26 protein-coding genes are annotated in these 23,051 nt (G+C 61.6%); 15 read left to right on the forward strand and 11 right to left on the reverse strand.

Features of this window, described 5'->3' with window-relative positions:
• Window positions 1–4 precede the first annotated feature (4 nt).
• On the forward strand, window positions 5–898 hold the full coding sequence (cysW, locus tag J5J09_RS21690; RefSeq protein ID WP_208554306.1) for a sulfate ABC transporter permease subunit CysW: 894 nt from the start codon (window positions 5–7) through the stop codon (window positions 896–898).
• Window positions 895–1,920: a sulfate ABC transporter ATP-binding protein gene (locus tag J5J09_RS21695; protein ID WP_208554307.1), complete on the forward strand. Its 1,026-nt coding sequence runs from the start codon at window positions 895–897 to the stop codon at window positions 1,918–1,920. The genes cysW and J5J09_RS21695 overlap by 4 nt, the downstream gene beginning before the upstream one ends.
• Before the next feature lie 7 nt (window positions 1,921–1,927).
• Here the strand turns inward: J5J09_RS21695 and J5J09_RS21700 are convergent, their stop codons facing one another.
• Window positions 1,928–2,602 (reverse strand): TlpA disulfide reductase family protein, encoded by a 675-nt coding sequence (locus tag J5J09_RS21700; RefSeq protein ID WP_208554308.1) that lies wholly within the window; start codon window positions 2,600–2,602, stop codon window positions 1,928–1,930.
• Window positions 2,603–2,623: 21 nt separating this feature from the next.
• Here J5J09_RS21700 and argH point away from each other — a divergent pair, with 21 nt between their 5' ends.
• From argH to J5J09_RS21720, 4 genes are all read left to right on the forward strand, one after another.
• Window positions 2,624–4,027, forward strand: a complete 1,404-nt coding sequence (gene argH / locus J5J09_RS21705; protein WP_208554309.1) for an argininosuccinate lyase — start codon at window positions 2,624–2,626, stop codon at window positions 4,025–4,027.
• Between the two features lie 94 nt (window positions 4,028–4,121).
• The gene (locus J5J09_RS21710) at window positions 4,122–4,313 is read left to right on the forward strand and encodes a lipoprotein (protein WP_208554310.1); all 192 of its coding nucleotides are present in this window, start codon (window positions 4,122–4,124) and stop codon (window positions 4,311–4,313) included.
• A gap of 12 nt (window positions 4,314–4,325) precedes the next feature.
• On the forward strand, window positions 4,326–5,594 hold the full coding sequence (gene lysA, locus J5J09_RS21715; RefSeq protein WP_208554311.1) for a diaminopimelate decarboxylase: 1,269 nt from the start codon (window positions 4,326–4,328) through the stop codon (window positions 5,592–5,594).
• A gap of 152 nt (window positions 5,595–5,746) precedes the next feature.
• Entirely contained in the window at window positions 5,747–8,353 is a 2,607-nt protein-coding gene (locus tag J5J09_RS21720) for a TIGR02302 family protein (protein WP_208554312.1), read from the forward strand.
• Between the two features lie 22 nt (window positions 8,354–8,375).
• On the opposite strand, the gene J5J09_RS21725 is transcribed toward J5J09_RS21720, so the two are convergent.
• The 3 genes from J5J09_RS21725 to J5J09_RS21735 all read right to left on the reverse strand — a co-directional run bounded on the left by J5J09_RS21725 (window position 8,376) and on the right by J5J09_RS21735 (window position 10,127).
• Window positions 8,376–8,735 (reverse strand): response regulator, encoded by a 360-nt coding sequence (locus J5J09_RS21725; RefSeq protein WP_208554313.1) that lies wholly within the window; start codon window positions 8,733–8,735, stop codon window positions 8,376–8,378.
• 112 nt (window positions 8,736–8,847) lie between these two features.
• The gene (gene hpt, locus J5J09_RS21730; RefSeq protein WP_208554314.1) at window positions 8,848–9,402 is read right to left on the reverse strand and encodes a hypoxanthine phosphoribosyltransferase; all 555 of its coding nucleotides are present in this window, start codon (window positions 9,400–9,402) and stop codon (window positions 8,848–8,850) included.
• A gap of 65 nt (window positions 9,403–9,467) precedes the next feature.
• Window positions 9,468–10,127: a hypothetical protein gene (locus tag J5J09_RS21735; RefSeq protein WP_208554315.1), complete on the reverse strand. Its 660-nt coding sequence runs from the start codon at window positions 10,125–10,127 to the stop codon at window positions 9,468–9,470.
• 198 nt (window positions 10,128–10,325) lie between these two features.
• On the opposite strand from J5J09_RS21735, the gene ftsE reads away from it, so the two are divergent.
• From ftsE to J5J09_RS21755, 4 genes are all read left to right on the forward strand, one after another.
• Entirely contained in the window at window positions 10,326–10,985 is a 660-nt protein-coding gene (gene ftsE / locus J5J09_RS21740) for a cell division ATP-binding protein FtsE (RefSeq protein ID WP_208554316.1), read from the forward strand.
• A complete protein-coding gene (locus J5J09_RS21745) occupies window positions 10,978–11,991 on the forward strand; it encodes an ABC transporter permease (protein WP_208554317.1) in 1,014 nt (337 codons plus the stop codon). The genes ftsE and J5J09_RS21745 overlap by 8 nt, the downstream gene beginning before the upstream one ends.
• A 55-nt stretch (window positions 11,992–12,046) precedes the next feature.
• Window positions 12,047–12,766 (forward strand): YdcF family protein, encoded by a 720-nt coding sequence (locus tag J5J09_RS21750; RefSeq protein WP_246746034.1) that lies wholly within the window; start codon window positions 12,047–12,049, stop codon window positions 12,764–12,766.
• Window positions 12,767–12,854: 88 nt separating this feature from the next.
• Window positions 12,855–13,652 (forward strand): 1-acyl-sn-glycerol-3-phosphate acyltransferase, encoded by a 798-nt coding sequence (locus tag J5J09_RS21755; RefSeq protein WP_208554318.1) that lies wholly within the window; start codon window positions 12,855–12,857, stop codon window positions 13,650–13,652.
• On the opposite strand, the gene J5J09_RS21760 is transcribed toward J5J09_RS21755, so the two are convergent.
• Window positions 13,639–14,193, reverse strand: a complete 555-nt coding sequence (locus J5J09_RS21760; RefSeq protein WP_208554319.1) for a gamma-glutamylcyclotransferase — start codon at window positions 14,191–14,193, stop codon at window positions 13,639–13,641. The two genes, J5J09_RS21755 and J5J09_RS21760, sit on opposite strands and share 14 nt — an antisense overlap.
• A 35-nt stretch (window positions 14,194–14,228) precedes the next feature.
• Here J5J09_RS21760 and J5J09_RS21765 point away from each other — a divergent pair, with 35 nt between their 5' ends.
• Window positions 14,229–15,233: a DUF2125 domain-containing protein gene (locus J5J09_RS21765; protein WP_208554320.1), complete on the forward strand. Its 1,005-nt coding sequence runs from the start codon at window positions 14,229–14,231 to the stop codon at window positions 15,231–15,233.
• Window positions 15,234–15,235: 2 nt separating this feature from the next.
• Here J5J09_RS21765 and J5J09_RS21770 read toward each other — a convergent pair whose 3' ends face one another.
• From J5J09_RS21770 to J5J09_RS21780, 3 genes are all read right to left on the reverse strand, one after another.
• Complete coding sequence (locus tag J5J09_RS21770; protein ID WP_208554321.1) at window positions 15,236–16,165, reverse strand: prephenate/arogenate dehydrogenase family protein; 930 nt, start codon at window positions 16,163–16,165, stop codon at window positions 15,236–15,238.
• A complete protein-coding gene (gene hisC, locus J5J09_RS21775; protein ID WP_208554322.1) occupies window positions 16,165–17,271 on the reverse strand; it encodes a histidinol-phosphate transaminase in 1,107 nt (368 codons plus the stop codon). The genes J5J09_RS21770 and hisC overlap by 1 nt, the downstream gene beginning before the upstream one ends.
• Window positions 17,272–17,360: 89 nt before the next feature.
• Window positions 17,361–18,119: a methyltransferase domain-containing protein gene (locus J5J09_RS21780; protein WP_208554323.1), complete on the reverse strand. Its 759-nt coding sequence runs from the start codon at window positions 18,117–18,119 to the stop codon at window positions 17,361–17,363.
• 84 nt (window positions 18,120–18,203) lie between these two features.
• On the opposite strand from J5J09_RS21780, the gene gloB reads away from it, so the two are divergent.
• Both gloB and J5J09_RS21790 read left to right on the forward strand, forming a co-directional pair.
• Window positions 18,204–18,977, forward strand: coding sequence for a hydroxyacylglutathione hydrolase (gene gloB, locus J5J09_RS21785; RefSeq protein ID WP_208554324.1), 774 nt, complete (start codon window positions 18,204–18,206; stop codon window positions 18,975–18,977).
• Window positions 18,974–19,408, forward strand: coding sequence for a cupin domain-containing protein (locus J5J09_RS21790; RefSeq protein WP_208554325.1), 435 nt, complete (start codon window positions 18,974–18,976; stop codon window positions 19,406–19,408). The genes gloB and J5J09_RS21790 overlap by 4 nt, the downstream gene beginning before the upstream one ends.
• On the opposite strand, the gene J5J09_RS21795 is transcribed toward J5J09_RS21790, so the two are convergent.
• The 3 genes from J5J09_RS21795 to J5J09_RS21805 are packed head-to-tail and all read right to left on the reverse strand — an operon-like array spanning window position 19,391 to window position 21,739.
• Window positions 19,391–20,035, reverse strand: coding sequence for a lysoplasmalogenase (locus J5J09_RS21795; RefSeq protein ID WP_208554326.1), 645 nt, complete (start codon window positions 20,033–20,035; stop codon window positions 19,391–19,393). The two genes, J5J09_RS21790 and J5J09_RS21795, sit on opposite strands and share 18 nt — an antisense overlap.
• Before the next feature lie 9 nt (window positions 20,036–20,044).
• On the reverse strand, window positions 20,045–20,929 hold the full coding sequence (locus tag J5J09_RS21800; protein ID WP_208554327.1) for an EamA family transporter: 885 nt from the start codon (window positions 20,927–20,929) through the stop codon (window positions 20,045–20,047).
• Window positions 20,930–20,968: 39 nt separating this feature from the next.
• Window positions 20,969–21,739, reverse strand: coding sequence for a DUF3108 domain-containing protein (locus tag J5J09_RS21805; protein ID WP_208554328.1), 771 nt, complete (start codon window positions 21,737–21,739; stop codon window positions 20,969–20,971).
• A 235-nt stretch (window positions 21,740–21,974) separates the two neighbouring features.
• Here J5J09_RS21805 and rpmB point away from each other — a divergent pair, with 235 nt between their 5' ends.
• Both rpmB and J5J09_RS21815 read left to right on the forward strand, forming a co-directional pair.
• Window positions 21,975–22,265, forward strand: a complete 291-nt coding sequence (gene rpmB / locus J5J09_RS21810; protein ID WP_208554329.1) for a 50S ribosomal protein L28 — start codon at window positions 21,975–21,977, stop codon at window positions 22,263–22,265.
• A 111-nt stretch (window positions 22,266–22,376) separates the two neighbouring features.
• Complete coding sequence (locus J5J09_RS21815; RefSeq protein ID WP_208554330.1) at window positions 22,377–23,012, forward strand: VUT family protein; 636 nt, start codon at window positions 22,377–22,379, stop codon at window positions 23,010–23,012.
• Window positions 23,013–23,051 lie beyond the last annotated feature (39 nt).

The raw sequence follows: 23,051 nt of genomic DNA on the forward strand, positions 1-23,051 counted from the left end.
GCCCATGAGCCAATCGAGCCACCGCCGTCCGCCCCGCGTCGGAGACGCGCCCATCTTCAAGTACTCGCTGCTTGCCATCGTACTTTTGCTCGTCGCCTTTGTCGTCATTGCGCCGATGGTGGTGATCGGCGCCGAGGCTTTCTCGCGCGGCATTCCTTACTTCCTGGAGAGCATCAGCGAACCGGACACACGTCATGCCGTGATGCTGACTGTGATCACGGCGGCAATTGCCGTGCCCGTGAACACCCTCTTCGGGGTCGCTGCCGCCTGGGCGATCACCAAGCATGACTTTCCCGGCAAGCGGCTTCTGACCATCGTTATCGAGATCCCCTTCTCGGTATCGCCGGTTGTCGCCGGCGTCTGCTACCTCTTCGTCTATGGCCTTCAAGGCCTGTTCGGACCGACGCTCGATTCCATTGAATTGAAGATCATGTTTGCCCTTCCAGGAATCGTGCTCGCCAGCATGTTCGTCACCGCACCGTTCGTGGCGCGCGAGTTGATCCCGCTAATGCAGGCGCAGGGCCGTGATCTGGAAGAGGCTGCCACCTCGCTGGGCGCGAGTGGCTTTCGTACCTTCATGTCGGTTACGCTGCCCAATATCAAATGGGCTCTGCTGTATGGCGTGGTGCTGTGCAACGCCCGTGTGATGGGCGAGTTCGGCGCCGTGTCGATCGTCTCCGGCAATATTCGTGGCCAGACCAATACGCTGCCGTTGCATATCGAACTGCTCTACCAGGATTACAATGCCGTCGGCGCCTTTGCCGCCGCTTCGATCCTTGCTTTGCTCGCCCTCGTCACGCTCGTCGCCAAGGTCCTGCTCGAACGCCAGGGCGCAGGCCGCCGCAGCCGGCCGACGACACTGGCCGGCACACCGACTACTTCGGAGGTCCATTCGTGAAAATCAAGCTCGACTCGGTCGTCAAGACCTTCGATACGTTCCGCGCCGTGCATGGCGTATCGCTAGATATCGAGAGCGGCGAACTGGTGGCGCTCCTCGGCCCGTCCGGCTCCGGCAAGACGACCATCCTGCGCATGGTCGCGGGTCTCGAATTCGCCGATGGCGGACATATCTATTTTGGAGACGAGGATGCGACGAACATTCCGGTCCGTGATCGCGGCGTGGGTTTCGTCTTCCAGCACTATGCGCTGTTCCCGCATATGACGGTCGCCGAGAACATCGCTTTCGGCATGAAGGTTTCCAAGCGCAAGCGCTCGCCGGCCGAAATCGACCGGCGGGTCGACGAACTCTTGGCCCTGGTGCAGTTGTCCGGACTGGGCGAACGCTTTCCGGCGCAGATATCGGGAGGCCAGCGCCAGCGCGTCGCGCTCGCCCGCGCGCTGGCCGTCGATCCGAAGGTGCTGCTGCTCGACGAACCCTTCGGCGCGCTCGACGCCAATGTCCGCCGCGACCTGCGCCGCTGGCTCCGCACGATCCACGACGAACTCGGCATCACTACGCTTTTCGTCACCCACGACCAGGAGGAAGCGCTCGATCTCGCCGACCGTGTCGTGATCCTTGACAAGGGTAAGATCGTTCAACAGGGTACGCCGGAAGCGGTCTGCCGCTCGCCCGACAATGCCTTCGTGATGCGCTTCCTGGGCGATGCCAACAGCCTGAAGGCGCAGGTTCGCTCAGGCAAGGCCGAGGTCGAGGGCTTCGCCTATGAGGCTCCCGGACTTTCCGACGGTCCGGCGGAAGTACTGTTCCGCCCGACCGATGTGCGCTGGACAGACGAGAGAGGCAGCGGCATCTCCGCCCGCATCCTCCGCGTTCTTGACCGCCCCGGCTCGCGCCGCGTCATCGCGACGACGGAAGGCGGTCAAATGGTGGAGTTCGACGCGTCGGCGCAGTTTCCGCACCGTCGCGAGGAGCGCGGATTCCTCGTGGTCGATCAGCCACGCATCTACGCCGCCGGCTGAGAGAGCATCAGGTAGTCGGCGGCGACACCGCGGCCGTCACCAGCGCCTTGGCGTCGTCGCTATCCCAGGCGGCCGGGCCGTTCATCGAACCGAGCAGACAACCCTTCTCATCGACGAGAACGGTCACCGGCAGGCCGAAAGCCAGGCCTTCCTTCTTCATGGAGTTGAAGACGCCCATACTGGAGTCCCGGTAGAGGCCGAGGCTGTCGACACCAATTTCCTCCAGGAAAGCTTTCGGCTTGTCGCCGGCATTGGGCGTATCGATGTTGATCGCCAGAACCTGGAAATCCTCCCCGCCCATCGCCTTCTGCAGATTATTGAGCGCCGGCATTTCCTCCCGGCATGGCACGCACCAGGTCGCCCAGAGATTGATCAGGAGCGGTTTGCCGGCGAAAGCGGCAAGGGAGGTATCGGCGCCTGATGCGTCCTTGAAGGCCAGGTTGGCGATCTTTCGCGGCTCGTCGACAGGCACGAGTGCGGCAACCTCACCGCGGATGGCGGGCGACAGTGCTTGCGCCCGTTCGACAGAGCCCGCGCAAGCGGCGGCATCAGCGGACGCGACGGCATTGCCAGACCCCGCCTGCTTCACGTATACCGCAACCCCGCCGGCCAGGATGCCGGCAACCGCTGCAATCGCAACCAGTCTGGCCGAAGGAAGTCCGAAGGGTCTCTTTTGGGTCATTCAAGTCTCCAGGGGCATCACATGGCTGACGGAACCAAGGACGGAAAATCCTCAAACCAGATGTGGGGCGGCCGCTTCGCGTCGGGGCCGTCCGCGATCATGGAGGAGATAAATGCCTCCATCGGTTTCGACAAGAAGCTTTACGCCCAAGACATCCGCGGCTCGATGGCGCATGCGACCATGCTGGCGCACCAAGGCATCATCTCGGGCGAAGATAAAGACAAGATCCTTCACGGCCTGAACACGATCCTGTCAGAGATCGAGGGCGGCACGTTTCAGTTCTCGCGCAAGCTCGAGGATATCCACATGAACGTCGAGGCGCGTCTGGCCGACCTGATCGGCCCCGCCGCCGGCCGCCTGCACACCGCCCGCTCGCGCAACGACCAGGTTGCGCTCGATTTCCGCCTTTGGGTGAAGGAAGAACTGCAGAAGACAGAAGTTGCTCTCACTGGCCTGATCGCCGCTTTTCTTGACCGTGCGGAAGAACATGCCGAAACCGTTATGCCTGGCTTTACCCATCTCCAGACCGCCCAGCCGGTGACCTTCGGTCATCATTGCATGGCCTATGTCGAGATGTTCGGCCGCGACCGGCAGCGCGTGCGCCATGCAATCGAGCATTTGGACGAGAGCCCGATCGGCGCTGCGGCACTCGCCGGCACCGGCTTCCCGATCGACCGCCATATGACGGCCGCCGCACTCGGCTTCCGCGAGCCGACCCGCAACTCGATCGATACCGTCTCCGACCGCGACTTCGCGCTGGAATTCCTGTCGATCGCCTCGATTTGCGCCACGCACCTGTCGCGCCTCGCCGAAGAAATCGTCATCTGGTCGACCCCACAATTCGGCTTCATCCGCCTCTCCGATGCGTTTTCGACCGGCTCATCGATCATGCCGCAGAAGAAGAATCCTGATGCCGCCGAGCTGGTGCGCGCCAAGACGGGCCGCATCAACGGTTCGCTGATTGCGCTTCTGACGGTGATGAAGGGCCTGCCGCTCGCCTATTCCAAGGACATGCAGGAAGACAAGGAGCAGGTCTTCGACGCGGCCGAAAGCCTCGAGCTGGCAATCGCGGCGATGACCGGCATGGTCACCGACATGACGATCCGCACAGACAAGATGAAGGCCGCAGCCGGGTCCGGTTATTCGACCGCCACTGACCTTGCTGACTGGCTGGTACGCGAGGCAGGACTGCCGTTCCGTGACGCTCACCATGCAACCGGCCATGCCGTGGCGCTGGCCGAGAAGAAGGGTTGCGATCTTGCCGAACTGTCGCTCGAAGAACTGCAGCAAATCAATCCCGCGATCACGGCAGGAATCTTCGACGTCCTGACGGTGGAGGCCTCGGTCGCCAGCCGCAAGAGTTTCGGCGGCACCGCGCCGAGCGAGGTGAGGAAACAGATCGCCTGGTGGCGTGCGCGCAATTGATCACTTCGACGGCCTGTTCCATCACGCGAATTGGGGTGCACAAGGCACCGGTTTTCCGCTACAGGCTAGACATCGAATTCCTTTGGGCTGGATCATGACGAAGACCTTCCGACGCATGTTCGTGGTGACACTCGTTCTCACCGCCGCTCCCTTGGTGCTGGCAGGATGCGGACGCAAGGGCGACCTGGATCCGCCGAGCATGCCGGTGGAACAGCAGAACAAGCTGTCAACGCCCAGCAAGCAACAGGTACCCGACGACCCGTTCGTCCTCGATCCGCTTCTCTGACAGGCCACTCACGTGAACCATTTCGAATATCGCGACGGCATCCTCTACGCGGAGGGCGTTGCCGTGCCCCAGATTGCCAAGGCGGTCGGGACACCCTTCTACGTCTACTCGACGGCGACGCTCGAACGACACTACAAGGTTTTTTCCAGGGCCTTCGACGGCGTCGATGCCATGGTCTGCTATGCGATGAAGGCCAATTCCAACCAGGCGGTGCTGAAAACGCTCGCGCGCCTCGGCGCCGGTGTCGACGTTGTCTCCGAAGGCGAGCTTCGCCGGGCGCTGGCGGCCGGCATTCCGGCCAGCCGCATCATGTTCTCCGGCGTCGGCAAGACGGTTCGGGAAATGGATGTCGCGCTGGATGCCGGCATCTACTGTTTCAACGTCGAGTCCGAGCCCGAGCTTGAAGTTCTGAGCACACGAGCCCAGAAACTTGGCAAGGAAGCGCACGTCTCCTTCCGTATCAATCCGGACGTCGACGCTAAGACGCACGCGAAAATCTCGACAGGCAAGAAGGAAAACAAGTTCGGCATTTCCTACGAGCGCGCCCGCGCCGTCTACGCTCGTGCCGCCACCCTGCCCGGCATCAAGGTCACCGGCATCGACATGCATATCGGCAGCCAGATCACCGAGCTTCAGCCGTTCGAGGATGCCTTCCGCTTGTTGCGCGAACTCGTCGAGACCTTGCGCGCCGATGGTCACGGCATTGACCATGTCGATGTCGGCGGGGGCCTTGGCATCCCCTACAAGGACGACAACAACCCGCCGCCGGAACCGGATGCCTACGCAACGATCGTCAAGGACCAGCTTGCCAGTCTGAATTGCCGTATCGTGACCGAGCCCGGCCGGCTGATCGTCGGCAATGCCGGTATCCTGGTGACGGAAGTCATCTACGTGAAGGACGGCGGAGAGAAGACCTTCGTCATCGTCGACGCGGCGATGAACGATTTGATCCGCCCCACCCTCTACGAGGCCCATCACGAAATCCGCCCCGTGGTCATCTCGGCGGCCAGCGCACCGCGCATCCGTGCCGATGTGGTCGGACCCGTCTGCGAGACCGGCGACTATCTGGCGCTCGACCGCGAGATGGCCATGCCGAAGCCAGGCGACCTTCTGGCGGTAGGTTCAGCGGGCGCCTACGGCGCGGTACAGGCCGGCACCTACAATACGCGCCTGCTGATCCCGGAAGTTCTTGTGAAGGAAAACGAATTCCATGTGGTTCGTCCTCGGCAGAGCTATGATGACCTGATCGCGCTCGATTCCGTGCCCGACTGGCTCGGCTGAACAAGCCAATCACTTTTCGGCGAAATGGTCGGAAAAGCGCGCACGCTCCTGTTGGCACCCTCGTCTTCGCCACAAAGAATGTTATCTTCTACACCAGTAGAGGAACGCTCGCGCCCTGATTCCCGCGACACCACGCCTCGACGGGAGACCTGATGATGAATGCACCAGGCCGTTCTGCCAGCAGAAAAGGCGCTTTCCGCAACGACGCACGGCTTGCGCGCCGCGTGGCCGTGAAACGCTCGTTCGCCCGGCTCGTTCTCTTCACCGAACGCCTTCTGCCGCTGATCCTCTTGCCTGCGGGCCTTGCCGCCGTCTTCGTGTCGCTGGCGTGGTTCGGCGTGTTCCGCATGTTGCCGGACGTGTTCCGCTTTGCGCTGCTGTTCCTGCTGGTCTTCGGCTTCATCGCATCGCTGCTGCCATTCGCGCGACTTCGCTGGCCGGATGCCGAAGACGCGGACCGCCTTTTGGAAGAACGCAACCTCCTGCCGCACCAGCCGGTCGCGGTGCAGGAGGATGAACCGGCATTCGAAACGCCATTTGCCAGAGCGCTCTGGGAAGAACATCAGCGCCGAATGGCCGAGCGGATCGCGGCACTCGACGCCGGACTACCGCAGCCGGATATCGCCCGCTTTGACAGGTTCGCGCTCCGGACCATCCCCGCGCTCCTGATTGTGACCGCCTTTGCCTATTCCGGTTCAAACGGAGCGGGCTCCGTCCGCGACGCCTTCCGCCTCGACGGCACCGTCAGCGAGATTCCAGCGACCCGCATTGATGCCTGGATCACGCCACCGTCCTACACGAACCGCGCGCCCGTCTTCCTGACAGGTCAGAATTCCGCCGAAGCAGCCCTTGGCAGCGTTCCGCAGTTCTCGCAGGTCACCGTCCGAATCAGCGGCGGCAATGGCGAGGAACAGGTGCGCTTCCTCGGCGATGGAGCGGAACCGATCGATATTTCCGCAGAAGGAGCAGATGCGGCTCAGGAAGCGGGATCAGCACCTGTTCCCCCGACACCTGCTCCGGCCGCGGCGACCCAGGCGGCCCGCACCTTTAATTACAAGATCGAAACGGGCGGCGTCCTGCAGGCTGCCGACCGTCAGTGGCAGATCGGGGTCGTCCCCGACAAGGCGCCTGAAATCGCTTTCGACGGTATGCCGCGCCGTGCCGTCAACGGCGCACTGGAGATCGCCTTCATCGCCCGCGACGATTACGGGCTGCAACAGGCACACGCGATCATTGAGCCGGCGGGCGACGTCGACGCGGAAGCAACTCCGCTCTACCCGCCACCGGAATACAAGCTCGACCTGCCGCGCCATAATGCGCGCGAGAGCAAGGGTGTCTCGAGCCGGAACCTGACAGAGCATCCGATGGCCGGCAAACGCGTGCGTATCACGCTCGTCGCCCGAGACGGCGCCGGACAGGAGGGTCGCAGCCAGCCACACGAAATGGTTCTGCCAAGCCGAAACTTTAGCCAGCTGCTGGCTGCCGCCGTCGCGGAACAGCGGCAGGTCTTTGCTCTCGACACACGCAAGATGCCTGAGGCGATCGCGCTGAATGAGGCACTCACAATCCGTGCCGACGAAACCATTCCAAATCTCTCCCACTATCTCTTGATCGAATCGGCCCGCTTTCGGATGAAGCAGGCCCAGTCCCCGGAGGCGATGAGGGAGACCGCGGACTACCTCTGGGAGATCGCGCTCGGCATAGAGGACGGCAACCTGTCGCTGGCCGAACGCCGCCTGCGCGATGCGCAACAGGCGCTCGCCGACGCACTGGACCGCAATGCCCCCGACGAGGAGATCAAGCGGTTGATGGACGAGCTTCGCGCCGCGATGCAGGAGTTCATGCAGGCCCTTGCGCAGCAGCAACAGGGCAACATGGCCGACAACCAGCAGCAGCCGCAAAACATGTTGCGGGCCCAGGACTTGAACAACTTGCTAGACCAGATCGAGAACCTCGCGAGGTCAGGCAACCGGGATGCAGCCCAGCAGATGCTGTCGGAACTGCAGCGCATGATGAACAATCTCCAGGCCGGTCGCCCGCAGCAGGGTAACCAGCAGGAAAACAGCCAGATGCGCCAGCAGATCGACAAGCTAGGCGAACTGATGCAACAACAGCAGCGACTGATGGACCAGACCTTTCAGCTGGACCAGGCCCTGCGAGACCGCATGCAGCGCGGCGATCCGGAAACGGGCGAAAACGGACAATCCCCCGACCAGCAACAGTCAACTGACCAGATGACTGCAGAACAGTTGCGCGAGGCTCTCAAAAACCTGCAGCAACAGCAGCAGGCACTTGGCGAACAGTTGCAGGAATTGCAAGAGGGCCTCAAGGGCATGGGAATTCAGCCGGGCAACAACTTCGCCGAGGCGGAAAGCCAGATGCGCGGCGCCGGCGACGCGCTGGGCAGGAGCCAGGGCGAACGCGCGGTCGAGGGACAGGGCAAGGCGCTGGAGGCGCTACGCCAGGGCGCCCGCGACATGATGAACCAGATGATGCAGGCCATGCGCGGACAGCAGGGACAAGGACAGGGCCAGCAGCAGGGCATGACCGGACAGGGCAACCAGAATGGCCGCGATCCGCTCGGCCGCCCCCGTGCCACCTCCGGGCCGGACTTCGGCGAGAATGTCAGGGTTCCAGACGAGATCGACGTCCAGCGCGCGCGCGAAATCCTCGAGGCGATCCGTCGCAAGCTCGAGGAAAACAGCGGCCGTGTCGAGGAACGGCGCTACCTGGAACGCCTGCTCGATATTCAGCAATAAGGAGCTGCTGAACAATGGTCCGTCAGGACGACAGTGCCTGTGCCACGGCTTTGCGGATATCAGGCAGCGCAAAGGGTTTGGAGACGACGTCGACCACTTTCGTCATCAGATCCTCGGCCCGCTCCCTTTGCTCGGCATAGCCGGTCATCAGCAGGATTTTCATATCCGGGTAATCCGCCGCAGCGCGATGCGCGAGCTCGATACCATCCATCACCGGCATCCGGATATCGGACAGAAGGAGGTCGAAAGACCCTTCCCCGAGTTTTTCCAGACCGGCGGCACCGTCGGCCGCTTCGTGGGTTTCGTGACCATCCATGCGCAGCGCGCGGGCAACGAACATGCGAAGGGAATCTTCGTCTTCGGTGATGAGAATCCTGGCCATCCGATGCACTCCCGTCTGTTCTTATGATGGGAGCAAATCACCAGACTTTCCTTGTCGAGAAGTAAATTTCGACTTGGAGGTATCGGCAATGGTTAACAGGATGTGTCGGATTTTACGTATCTGCCGACGAATCGCCCGTAACCACGCCGACGAACGGCAGCTCGCGGAACGCATAAGCCACATCCATGCCATAACCCACGACGAAGTAGTCCGGGCATTCGAAGCCGACGAAGTCAGCCTCGAGGTTTTCCTTGCGCTTCACGCGCTTGTCGAGCAGCACGGCAATGGAAACATCGGAGGCACCGCGTTCGTAGAGAAGCTCCTTGGCGAACTTCAGTGTGCGGCCAGATTCAAGGATATCATCAATCAGCAGGACACTGCGTCCCTTCACGTCGCTGTCGATATCCTTGACGATCCTCACCCCTTGCGAAACCGTTCCCGTGCCATAGGAGGATAGCGTGATGAATTCGACCTCCGGAGCCAGGCCGACATCGTGGAGCGCGCGGATCAGGTCAGCCGCGAAAATGAACGAGCCCTTGAGGATCGCGATGACCAGGAGGTCCTTGTTCGGCTGCTTGGCAATCTCCGCCGCCATCTGGTGATTGCGCTCGTCGATCTGCCGCGCGGTGTAAAGCGGCTCGATGATCTTTCCTCGGACAGTGGGCATACGGCATTCCCTGCTGGTTGGCGGGCCACGGCTGGCCACGGCGTCGGTGACCGCGACTATCACACTCAGAAGGCGGCGACAGCCTCGTCCATGAAAGAAAGCTGTAATTGCGGCGTTTTTCCACCGGGATGCTGCAGCTTGGCCTCCAATCCCCTGCTGTGTCCGCCGGGGAGACTTGTCACGGGCGGATGGATCACGACGCTCGAAACGATGCTGCCGTCGAGCACGAGGTCGGCACGAACCGGCGGGACCGCTTGCATTTCGTCCGCGCGGTTTTCGATAATCGCATTGACCTGCAACAGCCGCATGCCGTCGGCGTCCCTGGGCGTCAGGGAGACGTGGGTGAGATCAAGAGATACGGGCTGTGGAGCCGGACCCAATGAGCCGGTAGCCAGCATGCCGGCGAGTATGAAGACGAAGAGAAAGATGGCGCCGACCAGCGTGGCGAAGTCGCGCGGCGTCAGCCGTGCGAGAAACCGCTCCACCGAAGCAAGGCTGCCAACCGGACCGGCGCCCGCTGTCTCGGGCTTTGCGCTCCGGCGATTGTCGTTGAACCGTCTCGCGTCGAAGGACCGTCTCGGAGCCTCAACGACGGTGATGAATTCCGCGTCCACGATGTCGGAAGCCGTCGGGAAGCGACGGGAAGGATAGGACGGCCTGCGCTCCGGCGGCAGCAGGTCCGCGTCCGATTCTTCTATCGTCTGTCGAAAGCGGAACGCGCTCATGATGCACCTGTCCCCTCGCGGACCGCCGGGTCTCACGAAAACTTGGCATTGAATCGAATCCTTCCCAGTCGTAAATTTAAATGGTTAATGCTTCGCAAAGAGGTGCTTCGGGAGCCCTCTCGGATCCGGTGTTTACCGTCCGTTAACCGGCATCGTTAACAAGTCGCCTCGTCCCCGCTCTTTCACTGGATACCCGTGTTGATCCATTTCGAAAACGTCGGCCTGCGCTACGGAATGGGACCGGAAATTCTCCGGGATCTGACATTCGACATTCCGAACAGGTCCTTCCAGTTTCTGACGGGACCGTCCGGAGCGGGAAAGACGACGTTGCTGCGCCTACTCTTCATGTCGCTGAAACCGACGCGCGGGTTGATCCGCAGCTTCGGCCGAGACATCGCTAAGATTCCGCGTGATGAATTGCCGATGCTGCGTCGCCGGATCGGCATCGTCTTTCAGGATTTCCAGCTTCTCGAGCACCTCACCACTTATGAGAACGTTGCGCTGCCGCTACGGGTTCGTGGGAAGGAGGAAACCAGCTACAAGCAGGATGTGATCGAGCTCCTGAAATGGGTCGGCCTTGGCGAGCGGATCAACGTGCTTCCCCCGGTACTCTCCGGCGGCGAAAAGCAGCGTGTGGCGATCGCCAGAGCCCTGATCGACCGACCCGAAATCCTTCTCGCCGACGAGCCGACCGGGAATGTAGACCCGCCGATGGCCAGACGCCTTCTAAGCCTGTTTCTCGAGCTCAACCGTCTCGGTACAGCCGTGGTGATCGCCACCCATGATCTGGGGCTTATGGACCAGGTGGATGCGCGCCGGATGATTCTCTCCGAAGGGCGGCTAGACATCTATGATTAAAGCGGCCTCCAAGCGTCAGCAGCAGCCCGCCACCGCGCCTGCGCGTCGACCGGAGATGCGCCTGCGGCCGACCGCGCCTATCCTTCCGCCCACGAACATCCAGGGCAATGCCCTGATGGTGGTCATCGCCATCATGGCCTTCCTTGCCTGCCTGACATTCGGCGCAGTCTCCATGGTGCGCGCCACCGCCGCCGGCTGGCAGAGCCAGATCGCGCGCGAGATCACGATCCAGATCAAGCCGGAAGATGGCCTGGACATGAACCGGGCTCTCGTGCGGGCCAAAGATCTGGCTCTGAGCTTCGTCGGCACTCGTGACGGCCGCATCATGGACGATGACGCGACGGCTCGACTTCTCGAACCATGGCTGGGTACCGGACTGAATCTGGAAGACCTGCCGGTTCCGAGGCTCGTCATCATCACGATCGACGAATCGAATCCTCCGGACTTCGAGGCCATGCGCGCCCTGTTACGCAACGAGGTGCCGCAAGCCTTCCTCGACGACCACCGGACATGGGTCAATCGCCTCGTCGCCATGGCCCGAACGACGGTGCTGATCGGCTTCGGTGTTCTGATCCTGGTCTTTACCGCAATGGTGCTGACGGTCGTTTTCGCGACCAGGGGCGCGATGTCAGGCAACCGGCACATCGTGGAGGTGCTGCATTTCGTCGGCGCCGAAAGCCGGTTCGTGGCGCGCGAATTCCAGCGGCACTTCCTGAAAATCAGCCTGAAAGGTGCAGCCGCCGGCGGATTTGCGGCGGCATGTGTCTTCGCGGCTGCCGGCTTCTGGCAGAGCCGGAGCCTCGCCACTCCGCAGAGCGATCAGGCGACGGCGCTGTTCGGCACGTTTAGCATCGGCCTTCTCGGCTATGCAGGTATCTTCGCGACGATGATCATCATCGCGCTGCTGACGACCTTGACCGTGCGGTTGACGGTGCTACGGACGATCGACGAAATCGACCTCATCAGGTCGGATCCGGCCAGGACCGATCCTCTTGCTGGCGACTGACGGGGGAGCTGTGATTCGCCTTAAAGCCGCCTGTTCGGCGCAATAAAAGGCCGCTATGCACGTGATCATGACCATGGGCCGGACGAGCAAGACAGACGATTCGCGATCGCCGGGATATCACCGTCTCGGCGACTATTTTAACGGCCGCAGAAGCCCGGTGCGCCGTGCGCTGCGTTATGCCGGCTACGTGTGCCTGCTCATGGTCGCTGCAGGCTTTGGCGGCTTTCTCTATTTCGTCGACTCGGTCACGACTCTGATCCCGCCGGAAAATCCACGAGCGGAGGCCATCGTGGTACTGACCGGCGGCTACCAGCGGATCGACCAGGCGGTGGACCTCCTCAAACACGGATCTGGTAAGCGACTACTGATTTCCGGCGTCAATCCGTCGACCACCAGCACGCAGATCCGGCGGATGACGCAGAGTTCTGCCGGACTGTTCGAATGCTGCGTCGACATGGGTTACGAAGCCCAGGACACGATCGGCAATGCCAGCGAGACGACCCGGTGGATTCACGACAAGGGCTACCGCTCGGTGCTGCTGGTGACAAGCAACTATCACATGCCGCGCAGCCTCTACGAGCTTCGCCGCATCAATCGAGATACCGACTTCATCCCCTATCCGGTCGTCAACACGGACCTTAAGCAGGCCAACTGGTATTCAGATCCCGATGCGTTGCGCACCTTGGTCTACGAATACGGAAAGATGGTCGCCGCCTATGCTCGGGACATCACCGGCTGGACGATTGACGGCAAGGGTCCTGCCTCGCAGCCCTGACGGGAAACGCGGTCGGCATCACTGACGCCTTTCTATCGCGGATTTTATCGTGTAGTCACACAGCCATCCGACAGAGGCTGCCCGTTCCATGATCGTCCTGCGTTCCATACTCTTCAATACTGCGTTCTACGCCAATCTGATCATCCGCATGATCGTCCTGTCGCCATATTATTTCGCGGTGTCGCGCAAGCAGGCGTTTCGCATTCCAAAGGCATGGGCCAAATCCTGCCATTGGCTGATGGAAAAGATCGTGGGAACCACCTTCGAGATCGAGGGCCTGGAGAATATCCCGAAGGGCGGCTACATCCTTGCCCCAAAACATCAGTCATTCTGGGACACCTACGCGTTGCTGCCTTGGCTGGACGATCCCGTCTATATTCTGAAGCGTGAACTGATGTGGATCCCGCTGTTCGGATGGTATGCCGCCAAGCAGCGGATGATCCCGGTTAACCGCGGCGCCCGCGGCAAGGTGATGGCAGCCGTCATGGAGCGCGCCAAGCAGGAGATGGCGAACGGTCGCCAGTTGATCATCTATCCCGAAGGTACGCGCCGGCCGCCCGGAGCAGAGCCGATCTACAAATACGGCATTGCCCGCATCTACCGTGATCTCGACGTGCCGGTGGTGCCGGTTGCCATGCACCCGGGACTGTTCTGGCCACGCCGCAAGTTCATACGCTACCCCGGCCACTTCAAGGTTCGTATTCTCCCGCCGATCGCTCCCGGAAAGGATCCCGATGCCTTTTTCGAGGAACTGGTTGCTACACTGGAAAAGGCCAGTGACGACCTGCTGATCGAAACAGCCCGCGACAACCCGGAGCTGCCACTGCAGCCGGCCGCGGCGGCACGCATCGCGGAGCTGCAACACGTTGCCACTAAGGCGCGGTAACCCCCGACGACACGGCGGCGACACGACTCGCCACCTCTTCCAGCCAGTGATCCCGTATGCCCATCTCGCGCAGGTGAGCGACGGTGTTTTCGACATAAACGTGGTTGGGGCCAGAGCGACCGATCGCGTCTCGGACTACGTCGGCCGCCTCCGTCACGGTGATCGCACCTGCATATTGCCTGTGGCTGCGATCGACGACGTAAGTCAGCGCACGAACGGTGGAACCGCCGGACAGCCGGATGGGAACAAAACGCTCGACGTAGACTTTCGTCACCAGTTCACGTTCCCGCAGATAGTCCACGGTAGATAACCAATGTTCCGGTGAAATCCGAAAGGCGACGCCGTGGCAGGATCCCCCACGATCAAGCCCGAGCACCAGCCCCGGTTTCTGTTCGGTACCACGATGAACCCAAGAGCGAACACAGAGCGACCGACGAAACCCGAAAGCACGCGCCTGACTGCGGACCTCGTAGTCGAAACCCGGATTCCACATCAGCGAGCCGTAGCCAAAGACCCAAAATTCGTCCATATCCCGCATCACTAAAGACGGCCCTGCCGACAGTTCCGGAGCACTTGATGGCCCCTTCGACTCCTTCCACCACCCCGCCCAGCCGCAAGATACTGCGTCTCGGCCTGGCCGTCGTGGCGGTCTGCATCGTCTATACCGGAGGCTGGCATCTGGCTGCAACCACGCTGGAACAGCGCATAGAAACCATCTTCGAAAAGCAGAATCCGCTGGGGGCCGTGGTTGAGTGTCAGAACCGCGAGCTGCGGGGCTTCCCGTTCCGAATTGGCCTGTTCTGCGAAAAGCTCGCCTTCGACGACCATCGTAACGGTATTTCCGCCTCCTTCGGCGATTTCCGCTCGGCCGCCCAGATCTACGCGCCGGGGCACATCGTGTCCGAGCTTGACGGGCCCGGCGAAATCCGTTCGACCAATGGAACGAGGGTTTCGCTGCAATGGGACATGCTGCGCTCCAGCGTGGTGACCAGTACCGCGTATCTGGAGCGAAGTTCGGCCGAATCGCAGGGGCTTCGGGCCATTGTTGTGACGCCCGACGTTCCGGTTTTTGATGTCGCGATAGCGTCGTCCGAAATGCACATCCGCCGCAACGGCGAAGACCTTGATTACGCGGCCATCGGCCGTGACATTCGTATCGCGGTCCGCGACAGCCAACTGACCCTTCCCCCGTTTTCCGCAAGTATTGACCTTACCGTCGCCGATCGCGCCGATCTGATGGATTACGACAAATCCGGCGGCGCCATTTATGGCACAAAGGGGCAGTTGCGGCGGGTAACTTTCGACTTTGGTGAAGGACGCGTCGTGATGTTGAGCGGACCGCTTGAAGTCGGCGAAGACGGCCGTCTCGACGGGAAGCTGCGGGTGGAGCTCGAAGGTATTTCGGGGCTCGCCGAGACGCTGAAGGCGGTGATGCCGGATGCGGCAAGCGAGATCGACACGGCTTCGAACCTGCTAACCGCTCTCTTCGGTGGCAATCAGAACGGCGCGACCGACATCCGCATCCGCAACGGCGTGGTTACCCTTGGCCTTTTCCCGATAGGAGAGATTCCGCCCCTCTGACCTCAGGTCTTGGTATCGAGCGCGTGGCGACCGAAGTCCGGCGCGTCGACATCCTGTCCGGCCTGAATGATCGAACGGCGAACGTCGCGGGTGCGCGTAAACAGATCGAACAGCTTGTCGCCTTCGCCCCAGCGGATCGCCCTTTGAAGATAGGCAAGATCCTCTGAAAAGCGCGCCAGCATTTCGAGAATCGCGTCCTTGTTGTGCAGGCAGACGTCGCGCCACATGGTGGGATCGGAGGCCGCGAGACGGGTGAAGTCGCGAAAACCCGAGGCCGAATACTTGATCACCTCGGACTGGGTGACCGCCTCCAGATCATCCGCCGTACCGACGATGTTGTAGGCGATGATATGCGGAAGGTGCGAGACGATCGCCAGCACCTTGTCGTGATGCTGCGGGTCCATCTCGTCGATACGCGACCCCAGCGCCTCCCAGAACGCCTTCAGCCGCGACAGAGCCGCCGGATCGGTATCGGGCAATGGCGTGAAGATGCACCAGCGGCCACGGAACAGGCCGGCAAAGCCCGCATCCGGGCCGGACTTCTCGGTACCGGCCAGCGGGTGGCCGGGAATGAAGTGCACGTTCGACGGCATGTGCGGCTGCATCTGGGCGATGACGGAAGCCTTGGTCGAGCCGACATCGGTGACGATGGCGCCGGGCTTCAGATGCGGCGCCATCTGCTTCGCCACGTCCTCGGACGCACCGACGGGCACCGACACGATCACCAGGTCCGCATCCCGAACCGAGTCTGCGGGCGAGGATACGTAGGAGGTGCCGAGGGCGAGTTCCTCCGCCCGGCGCAACGTCTCGGCGCTGCGGGTCGATATCACCACATCTTTCGCCAGTCCCAGCCCCTTCACGTCCCGGGCAATGGAGGAGCCGATCAGGCCGATGCCGATCAGTGCAATCCGGTCGAAATGTACATCCGCCATCAGGCGCGCCCCATGAATTCACCGAGCGTCTCGATCACGCCGCGATTGGCCTCCTCGGACCCGATGGTCATGCGGAGCGAGTTGGCGAAGCCGTAACCCTTCACCGCGCGGAGGATATAGCCGCGACTCGTCAGGAACGCATCGGCATCATCGGCCCGCTTGCCGTCGACATCAGGGAAATGGATCAGCAGGAAATTCGTGACCGAGGGCGTCACCTTCAGCCCGATCGTCTTGAACGCGTGGGTAAGTTTGTCGAGCCAGAGGCTATTGTATTGGATGGCGGTGGCGACGAAATCCTGGTCGCGGATCGCCGCGGCGCCGGCGGCGATCGCCGGGGCGTTGAGGTTGAACGGTCCCCGCACCCGGTTCACAGCATCGACGATCTCCAGCGGCGCGTACATCCAGCCAATACGAAGTGCAGCGAGACCATGGATTTTTGAGAACGTCCGAGTCATGACGACATTGCGATTGCCCGAAACGAGTTCGATCCCTGCCTCATAATCGCTCGCCGAAACATATTCGGCATAGGCGGCATCCAGTACGAGGACGACGTCCTTCGGCAGTCCGGCGTGCAGCCGGCGGATGTCGCTGACGGGAACGTAGGTACCGGTCGGGTTGCCGGGGTTGGCTATGAAGACGATCTTCGTCTTCTCCGTCACGGCCGCCAGGATGGCGTCAACATCGACGCGGCAGTCCTTCTCCTTGACCACGACAGGGGTTGCGCCGCAGCCCATGATCTGGATCTTGTAGACGAGAAAGCCGTGCTCGGTGATGATGCCCTCGTCACCGGGGCCGAGATAGACGTGGCAAAGCAGGCCGAGCAATTCGTCCGAACCGTTGCCGCAAAGGATGTTGGCGCTGTTGAGGCCATGCACGCCGGCGATCGCCTCGCGCAGGGCGACGGCCTGGCCATCCGGATAGAGTTCGAGATGTCCGGCGCTCTGACGGAACGCCTCCAGAGCCTTCGGACTGGCGCCGAGCGGAGTCTCGTTGGAAGACAGCTTGAAGACGCGGGCGACTCCCGGCGCGTGCTCCTTGCCAGGCACATAGGCCGCGATATCGAGGATGCCCTTGCGTGGAACCGGCTTCAAAACGTCGCTGCTCATCGAACTCACTTCCCTGAAAAAAGGCCGGGAATGTCCCGGCGGCAACGGTCCTGTCGATTAGACCGGAACGCCCTTTTTGTCGAGTGAGATCAAGTCGCGCCCGGTTCGGGAAGACGACGCGTGGAAGGAACGCCCTGCGGCGCCAGCACAGGCGCGAAGACGCGCCGAGAGGATCGGACGGCGACCGGAAGCCCCTGATAGAGCCGTTTTTGCGCCTCGACGACGATAACACCGGAAAAAACCGGCCAAAACATGCGCCCCATCCGCTCGAAGCCGCGACGCAACTTGAGAACGGCCTTGATCTTTGAGGGTGGGAAGAACAGCGCCTCCGCCGTGGCCGACGGCGTGAAGTTCGTCTCCCGCAGGAGCGCCGTCAACTGGCCCCGAGAATAGGGACGACCGGAACCGAAGGGCGTGTACTCCATGCGCGCCCAGACGCCGCGGCGGTTCGGCACGACGATCACCACGCGACCGCCGGGTGCCAGCACCCGCCATATCTCTTTCAGCGTCTCCCGCGGATTTTCGGCAAACTCCAGCGAGTGCACCATGAGCACCCGATCGACGGCGGAATCGGGAAGGGGCAGCTCCTCGTCGAAGACGAGCGCGGTCGCGGAAGCCTCCGCCGGCGGCCAGTTCACCGCACCCTGCCCCGCCGGCATGAAAGCAAAGGTCCGCTCGGTATCGGCGCGGAAGCGATCGAGGTAGGGAACCGCATATCCGAGGCCAACGAGACGCTCCTCGGGCAGGCGGGCCCAGAGTGAGGACAACGCCATCGCGATCGACTGCTCCGCCACCCGCCCGAGAAGCGAATGATAGAACTGCCGGAGCTCAACGATATCAACATGCATGGCGCAATTGATAACAGGAGGCGGGTGGACTTCAAGTCCGCAGCCATTACATTTGGCCTCTAACGGCAAGAGGAAAGGACTATCATGCAGAACCTCGAGATCGAAGTCTTCCTGTGCCGGAGCGACAACTTCGGTGTTCTCGTCCACTGTCCGGAAACAAAACTGACCGCCTCCATCGATGCGCCCGAGACCGGACCGATCATCGCTGCCGCCGAACGGCGCGGCTGGAAGATCACCCACATTCTGACGACACACCACCATACGGATCATGTCGAAGCGAACCTCGAACTTAAGGAGCGCTACGGCTGCGAGATCATCGGGCCGGTACATGAGGCGGTCGCCATTCCCGGTCTCGACAATGCCGTTGGCGACGGCGACAGTTTCGACTTCGGCGACCGCCGGGTCGATGTCATCGAGACGCCGGGCCATACGGCGGGGCATATCTGCTACCATTTCGCCGACAGCAAGCTGCTGTTTGCCGCCGACACCTTGTTCGCGCTCGGCTGTGGCCGACTGTTCGAACGGCCAGCTGCCGACATGTGGCACTCGCTTCAGAAGCTCGCCGCCCTTCCGGACGAGACAGCGGTCTATTTCGGCCACGAATACACGCTTTCCAATGCGCGTTTTGCGGTAGCGATCGACCCGGACAATGCCCGCCTGCGCGCCAGGGCGGAGGAAATCGAGGCCGCGAGACGTGAAGGCCGCTTCACGATCCCGACGATGATGGGACTGGAGAAGGAAACCAATCCCTTCCTGCGCGTCTCCGATCCCGCCATCCGCCGAAACCTCCTGATGGAGGGCAAGACGGACGAGGAAGTTTTCGCGGAAATCCGCCGACGGAAGGACAATTTCCGATGACGCCTGAGGAGATCGTGACGGCGCTTGGTATGCAGCCTCACCCAGAGGGCGGCTGGTATGCCGAGACCTTCCGCGACAAGAATGGCGGGCGTCGGGGCCACTCCACCGCGATCTACTACCTGTTGAAGCGCGGCGAACGTTCCCACTGGCACAAGGTGAAGGACGCCGCCGAGGTGTGGCACTTCTATTCCGGCTCGCCGCTGGCGCTCTATCGCTCCGACGATGGAAAGCAGGTCGAGACCATCGTTCTCGGCATCGACCTCCTGCGCGGAGAACGCCCGCAGGCGGTCATTCCGGCGGGCAGCTGGCAGGCGGCGGAACCGCTGGGTGACTACACCCTGGTCGGCTGCACCGTGGCGCCCGGCTTCGATTTCGCTGCCTTCGAGATGGCACCACCCGGTTGGGCGCCGGGCTCAGAAGGTGGCATCTAGCAGAGCGAGCGTCAGCGTGAACTGGGCCAGGAAATAGCTGACCCAGACATAGATGCCGAACGGCTTCTGCAGGGGATGCCCGCGCGGAAGTACGAACGTGCGGATAGCGAGTGTCGTGTCGGACGAGACGAATATGACCGCCGCGAGGAAAACGAGCGGCGAGGGAATGGCAAGCGACAGTGCGGTCATGCCGAAGATGGCAAGGCAGTAAAATGCGACGGCCGGCGCCAGCGATCCCGCCGGCCTCCACAGAAAACCGAGGATGATCCCGCCCGCCGCGACCGTGGCGGCAAGAGCGACCAACCGCCATGCATCATCAGGAATCTGGGTCGGCACACCGAGGATAGCGAAGAGCCCACCATAGGCCATGTGAGCCAACAGGAAGGACACAAGTCCCGCGATGAACCGCCGCTCTCCAGGTCCCGCAAGAAAGGCATCGCCGAGAGCACTAAGAAAAAGTGCAAGGGTCAGAAGGATAGGTCCGGCGGACCGCCAGGCGAACAGGGCCAACAGCAGCACCGGCAAGGTTTTGAGAAGGGTGCGCACCGGTGAAGCGGCGCGCTCGACGAGCGGCAGGTAGAGGATACCGAAGGCGATCGCGGCATAGAGCAGGATCCCTTCCCCCATCCCGCTACCTCATTCAGCCTGTTGCGTGGCTGGCTTGCGCCGAACCATGTCACGGGCTGCCAGCACTGCGCCACCGGTGATCAGAAGACAGGCCAAAGCAAGAGTGAGCGTGGTTTGCGCGAACCCGAAAATCACGAGGATGAGCGTCGACAACAGCGGTGCCGCATAGCTGCCAGCGCCGAGAATCTGGATATCGCCGTTCTTGACGCCGTAATCCCAGGCATAGAAGGCGGCACCGACAGGGAAGAGCCCGAGCCCGACCACGGCAAGCCACTCCGTAGCCGCAACCGGCCAGACCGTCGTTTCCAGAAGCAGATGGCAGAAGAGCGACAAGACGGATGTCGCGAGGCAGAAACCCGTGACCACGTCCGTGGATACTGCTTCGTGACGACGCGTCAGCAGCGAATAGCCCGACCAGGTGAAGGCGCACAGGAAGGCCATGGCATAACCAAAGGCATATCGCGGATCGAAGGCAAAGCCGTTCTTGCCGATGATGAGCATCGTACCACAGAGGCCAGCGATCGCTCCGGCCACGTGATACCAGCGCAGCCGCTCGCCCGGAAGAAGAGCCGAACCGACGACGATAAGCAATGGCCATAGATAGGCGATGAGGCCGGCTTCTGCCGCCGGCGCATTGCGCAACGCCGTGAAATACAGAAAATGGTAGCCGAAAAGACCGGCGACCCCGATAAACCAGACCGACACGGACTGCTTCAGCAAGCGCAGCCGCTGCGGTCGGAAGGCGAAGGTTACGAGCCCCGGAAGACTGCCGATCGCGAAACAGACAGCGGACAACTGGAAAGGTGGCATCCTACCCGAAGCGGCGGTGAAGAGCGCCAGAAATGACCACATGAGGATCGCCGAAAAACCGATCAACGTCGCCTGGATACGCACGCCCTGCCCCCGATATAGCGGAAGAGTTGCCTCTTCCCTCTAGCTGCCGAACCGTACCGCTGTGACGTCCACCGGCCCGTATTGGGTCGGAATGCGGGCACGGACAGGGGCATATAAAGGGAGCGTGCCGGCCTTTGCAAACCAGATTTCCATGCCCTTGACGTTCGAAAGATACTCGATGTCCTTGCGGCCCTTTCGAAAGCCTGCGCGTGGAATGTAACGAACGCCACAGACCACCGCGTCGGCTTTCACCTCACCCTGCGAATACTCCCTGACACCCTTGGCGCTAAGCACCAGATCTAGCCGGCTTTCACCGTCGAACACCGGTAGGGTCCGAGGGCAGACATCCTCCCCTTCCGCGATGATCAGGCTGCTCAACGGATCGAGAACCGCTTTGAGATGGGCTTCCGTAACTGGAACCCAGGACTTCGGCCGCGCCTTTGGCTTCGGCGTTATCTCGGACGACACAACGTCGCCGTCGTTGAAGCGGACGTTGTAGGTCTCGGTTTTTTTGCCCTTGCGATAGACAAGCCTGTAGGAGGTCGCTTGCAGGTTCTCATTCCTGACAACGCCAGAGACGCTGGTCTCGGCCGAGATGTCGGTAACGAGGTTGACGATGCCGTAGGATCTGAAGCTGCCGGAGATCGTGTAGCCGCGGGCCGCAAGCAACGTCAGGAAAGAAGCCTTGGCAATCGGAATACCGGCCAGCGAGATATTGTATTCGGTGCGTGACTGCACCTCTTCCGCCTGCACGAAGGCAGGCGACAGCCCCGCCATTGCCAAAGTGAGAGTAAGTGCGATCCGCAGCATGATGTACCGAGTGGCGGAAACGAACCGCTTCCGCTTTGCCTTTCCGACCTCTATCTTCCGCCAGACTTTGGCAAGAAAATAGCATGAATCGCAGGATCGCGCGGGAAAGGTCCTGGAATGGCTTGACTGGCCCGGCCAGTCTGACTATAGAACCGCAACTTTCCAATAGACGAGTTGGATTGCGGAACCGGCTTTGCCCGGCGTGACGATCCAAGACAAGAAGAATAGGTGCATCATGTCCCGCAGTTGCGAATTGACCGGCAAGGGCGTCCAGACGGGCAACAATGTCAGCCACGCCAACAACAAGACCAAGCGCAGGTTCCTGCCGAACCTCTGCGACGTCACCCTGATTTCCGACGTTCTCGGCCAGCGCTTCCGCCTGCGCGTTTCTGCTGCTGCCCTGCGTTCGGTTGAACATCGCGGTGGCCTCGACGCATTCCTCCTGAAGGCTTCGGAAAACGAACTCAGCATGCGCGCCCGCCTGCTGCGTCGCCAGATCGCCAAGAAGACGGCCGAAGCCGCCTGATACCGGCATTACAGTCTGCTCTTTGTAAAAAGGCTTGACGGACGCGGGTCCGACAAGCCTTTTGCTTTGAGCTCCATCCCTCCAACTGGTGGCATCACCCAGGATAAAAAAATGCAGATGATCCGCTATTTTATCGCCTACAGCATCCTGATGACGGCCGTCGTGGTCGCCTCGAACGTCCTCGTCCAGTATCCGGTCGACGCAATGTTTGCCGGCATCAACCTGGCCGACCTGCTGACCTACGGCGCCTTCACCTATCCGATTGCCTTCCTCGTGACCGACCTGACCAATCGCCAGTTCGGCCCCTCGATCGCAAGACGCGTGGTGTTCGTCGGCTTCCTCGTCGGGGTTACGTTGTCCTTCGCAACCTCCTCGCCACGGATCGCGATTGCATCAGGAACGGCCTATCTTGCCGGACAGCTGCTCGACGTTTCAGTCTTCAACAGGCTTCGGCAACTGAGCTGGTGGAAGGCGCCGCTTCTCGGTTCCGTCTTTGGTTCCATCCTCGATACGGTGATCTTCTTCTCGCTGTCGTTTGCGCCCGCCTTCGTCATGCTCGGCGCTAATGACGACTTTGCGATCGAATGGGCCCCTATCCTCGGCGTGTTCGCAACCGAGGCACCGCGCTGGATGTCATGGGCGCTCGGTGACTTCGCCGTCAAGATGATCGTCGGACTGGTGATGTTGCTGCCCTATGGGGCGCTGATGAACTCGCTGAAGCCGATGCCGTCGAGCCAGGCGGCCTGACCTTTCGACGATAGCGATGAGATTTGGAAAAGGCCCGCC

Source organism: Ciceribacter sp. L1K22, assembly GCF_017599385.1.
Classification (GTDB): domain Bacteria; phylum Pseudomonadota; class Alphaproteobacteria; order Rhizobiales; family Rhizobiaceae; genus Allorhizobium.

Excerpts from the sequence above, each read along its gene's own strand:
- cysW (WP_208554306.1), top strand. The coding sequence starts at position 5 with ATGAGCCAATCGAGCCACCGCCGTCCGCCCCGCGTCGGAGACGCGCCC.
- J5J09_RS21700 (WP_208554308.1), bottom strand. The coding sequence starts at position 2,602 with ATGACCCAAAAGAGACCCTTCGGACTTCCTTCGGCCAGACTGGTTGCG.
- argH (WP_208554309.1), top strand. The coding sequence starts at position 2,624 with ATGGCTGACGGAACCAAGGACGGAAAATCCTCAAACCAGATGTGGGGC.
- J5J09_RS21710 (WP_208554310.1), top strand. The coding sequence starts at position 4,122 with ATGACGAAGACCTTCCGACGCATGTTCGTGGTGACACTCGTTCTCACC.
- J5J09_RS21720 (WP_208554312.1), top strand. The coding sequence starts at position 5,747 with ATGATGAATGCACCAGGCCGTTCTGCCAGCAGAAAAGGCGCTTTCCGC.
- J5J09_RS21725 (WP_208554313.1), bottom strand. The coding sequence starts at position 8,735 with ATGGCCAGGATTCTCATCACCGAAGACGAAGATTCCCTTCGCATGTTC.
- hpt (WP_208554314.1), bottom strand. The coding sequence starts at position 9,402 with ATGCCCACTGTCCGAGGAAAGATCATCGAGCCGCTTTACACCGCGCGG.
- J5J09_RS21735 (WP_208554315.1), bottom strand. The coding sequence starts at position 10,127 with ATGAGCGCGTTCCGCTTTCGACAGACGATAGAAGAATCGGACGCGGAC.
- J5J09_RS21745 (WP_208554317.1), top strand. The coding sequence starts at position 10,978 with ATGATTAAAGCGGCCTCCAAGCGTCAGCAGCAGCCCGCCACCGCGCCT.
- J5J09_RS21750 (WP_246746034.1), top strand. The coding sequence starts at position 12,047 with ATGCACGTGATCATGACCATGGGCCGGACGAGCAAGACAGACGATTCG.
- J5J09_RS21755 (WP_208554318.1), top strand. The coding sequence starts at position 12,855 with ATGATCGTCCTGCGTTCCATACTCTTCAATACTGCGTTCTACGCCAAT.
- J5J09_RS21765 (WP_208554320.1), top strand. The coding sequence starts at position 14,229 with ATGGCCCCTTCGACTCCTTCCACCACCCCGCCCAGCCGCAAGATACTG.
- J5J09_RS21770 (WP_208554321.1), bottom strand. The coding sequence starts at position 16,165 with ATGGCGGATGTACATTTCGACCGGATTGCACTGATCGGCATCGGCCTG.
- hisC (WP_208554322.1), bottom strand. The coding sequence starts at position 17,271 with ATGAGCAGCGACGTTTTGAAGCCGGTTCCACGCAAGGGCATCCTCGAT.
- J5J09_RS21780 (WP_208554323.1), bottom strand. The coding sequence starts at position 18,119 with ATGCATGTTGATATCGTTGAGCTCCGGCAGTTCTATCATTCGCTTCTC.
- gloB (WP_208554324.1), top strand. The coding sequence starts at position 18,204 with ATGCAGAACCTCGAGATCGAAGTCTTCCTGTGCCGGAGCGACAACTTC.
- J5J09_RS21790 (WP_208554325.1), top strand. The coding sequence starts at position 18,974 with ATGACGCCTGAGGAGATCGTGACGGCGCTTGGTATGCAGCCTCACCCA.
- J5J09_RS21795 (WP_208554326.1), bottom strand. The coding sequence starts at position 20,035 with ATGGGGGAAGGGATCCTGCTCTATGCCGCGATCGCCTTCGGTATCCTC.
- J5J09_RS21805 (WP_208554328.1), bottom strand. The coding sequence starts at position 21,739 with ATGCTGCGGATCGCACTTACTCTCACTTTGGCAATGGCGGGGCTGTCG.
- rpmB (WP_208554329.1), top strand. The coding sequence starts at position 21,975 with ATGTCCCGCAGTTGCGAATTGACCGGCAAGGGCGTCCAGACGGGCAAC.
- J5J09_RS21815 (WP_208554330.1), top strand. The coding sequence starts at position 22,377 with ATGCAGATGATCCGCTATTTTATCGCCTACAGCATCCTGATGACGGCC.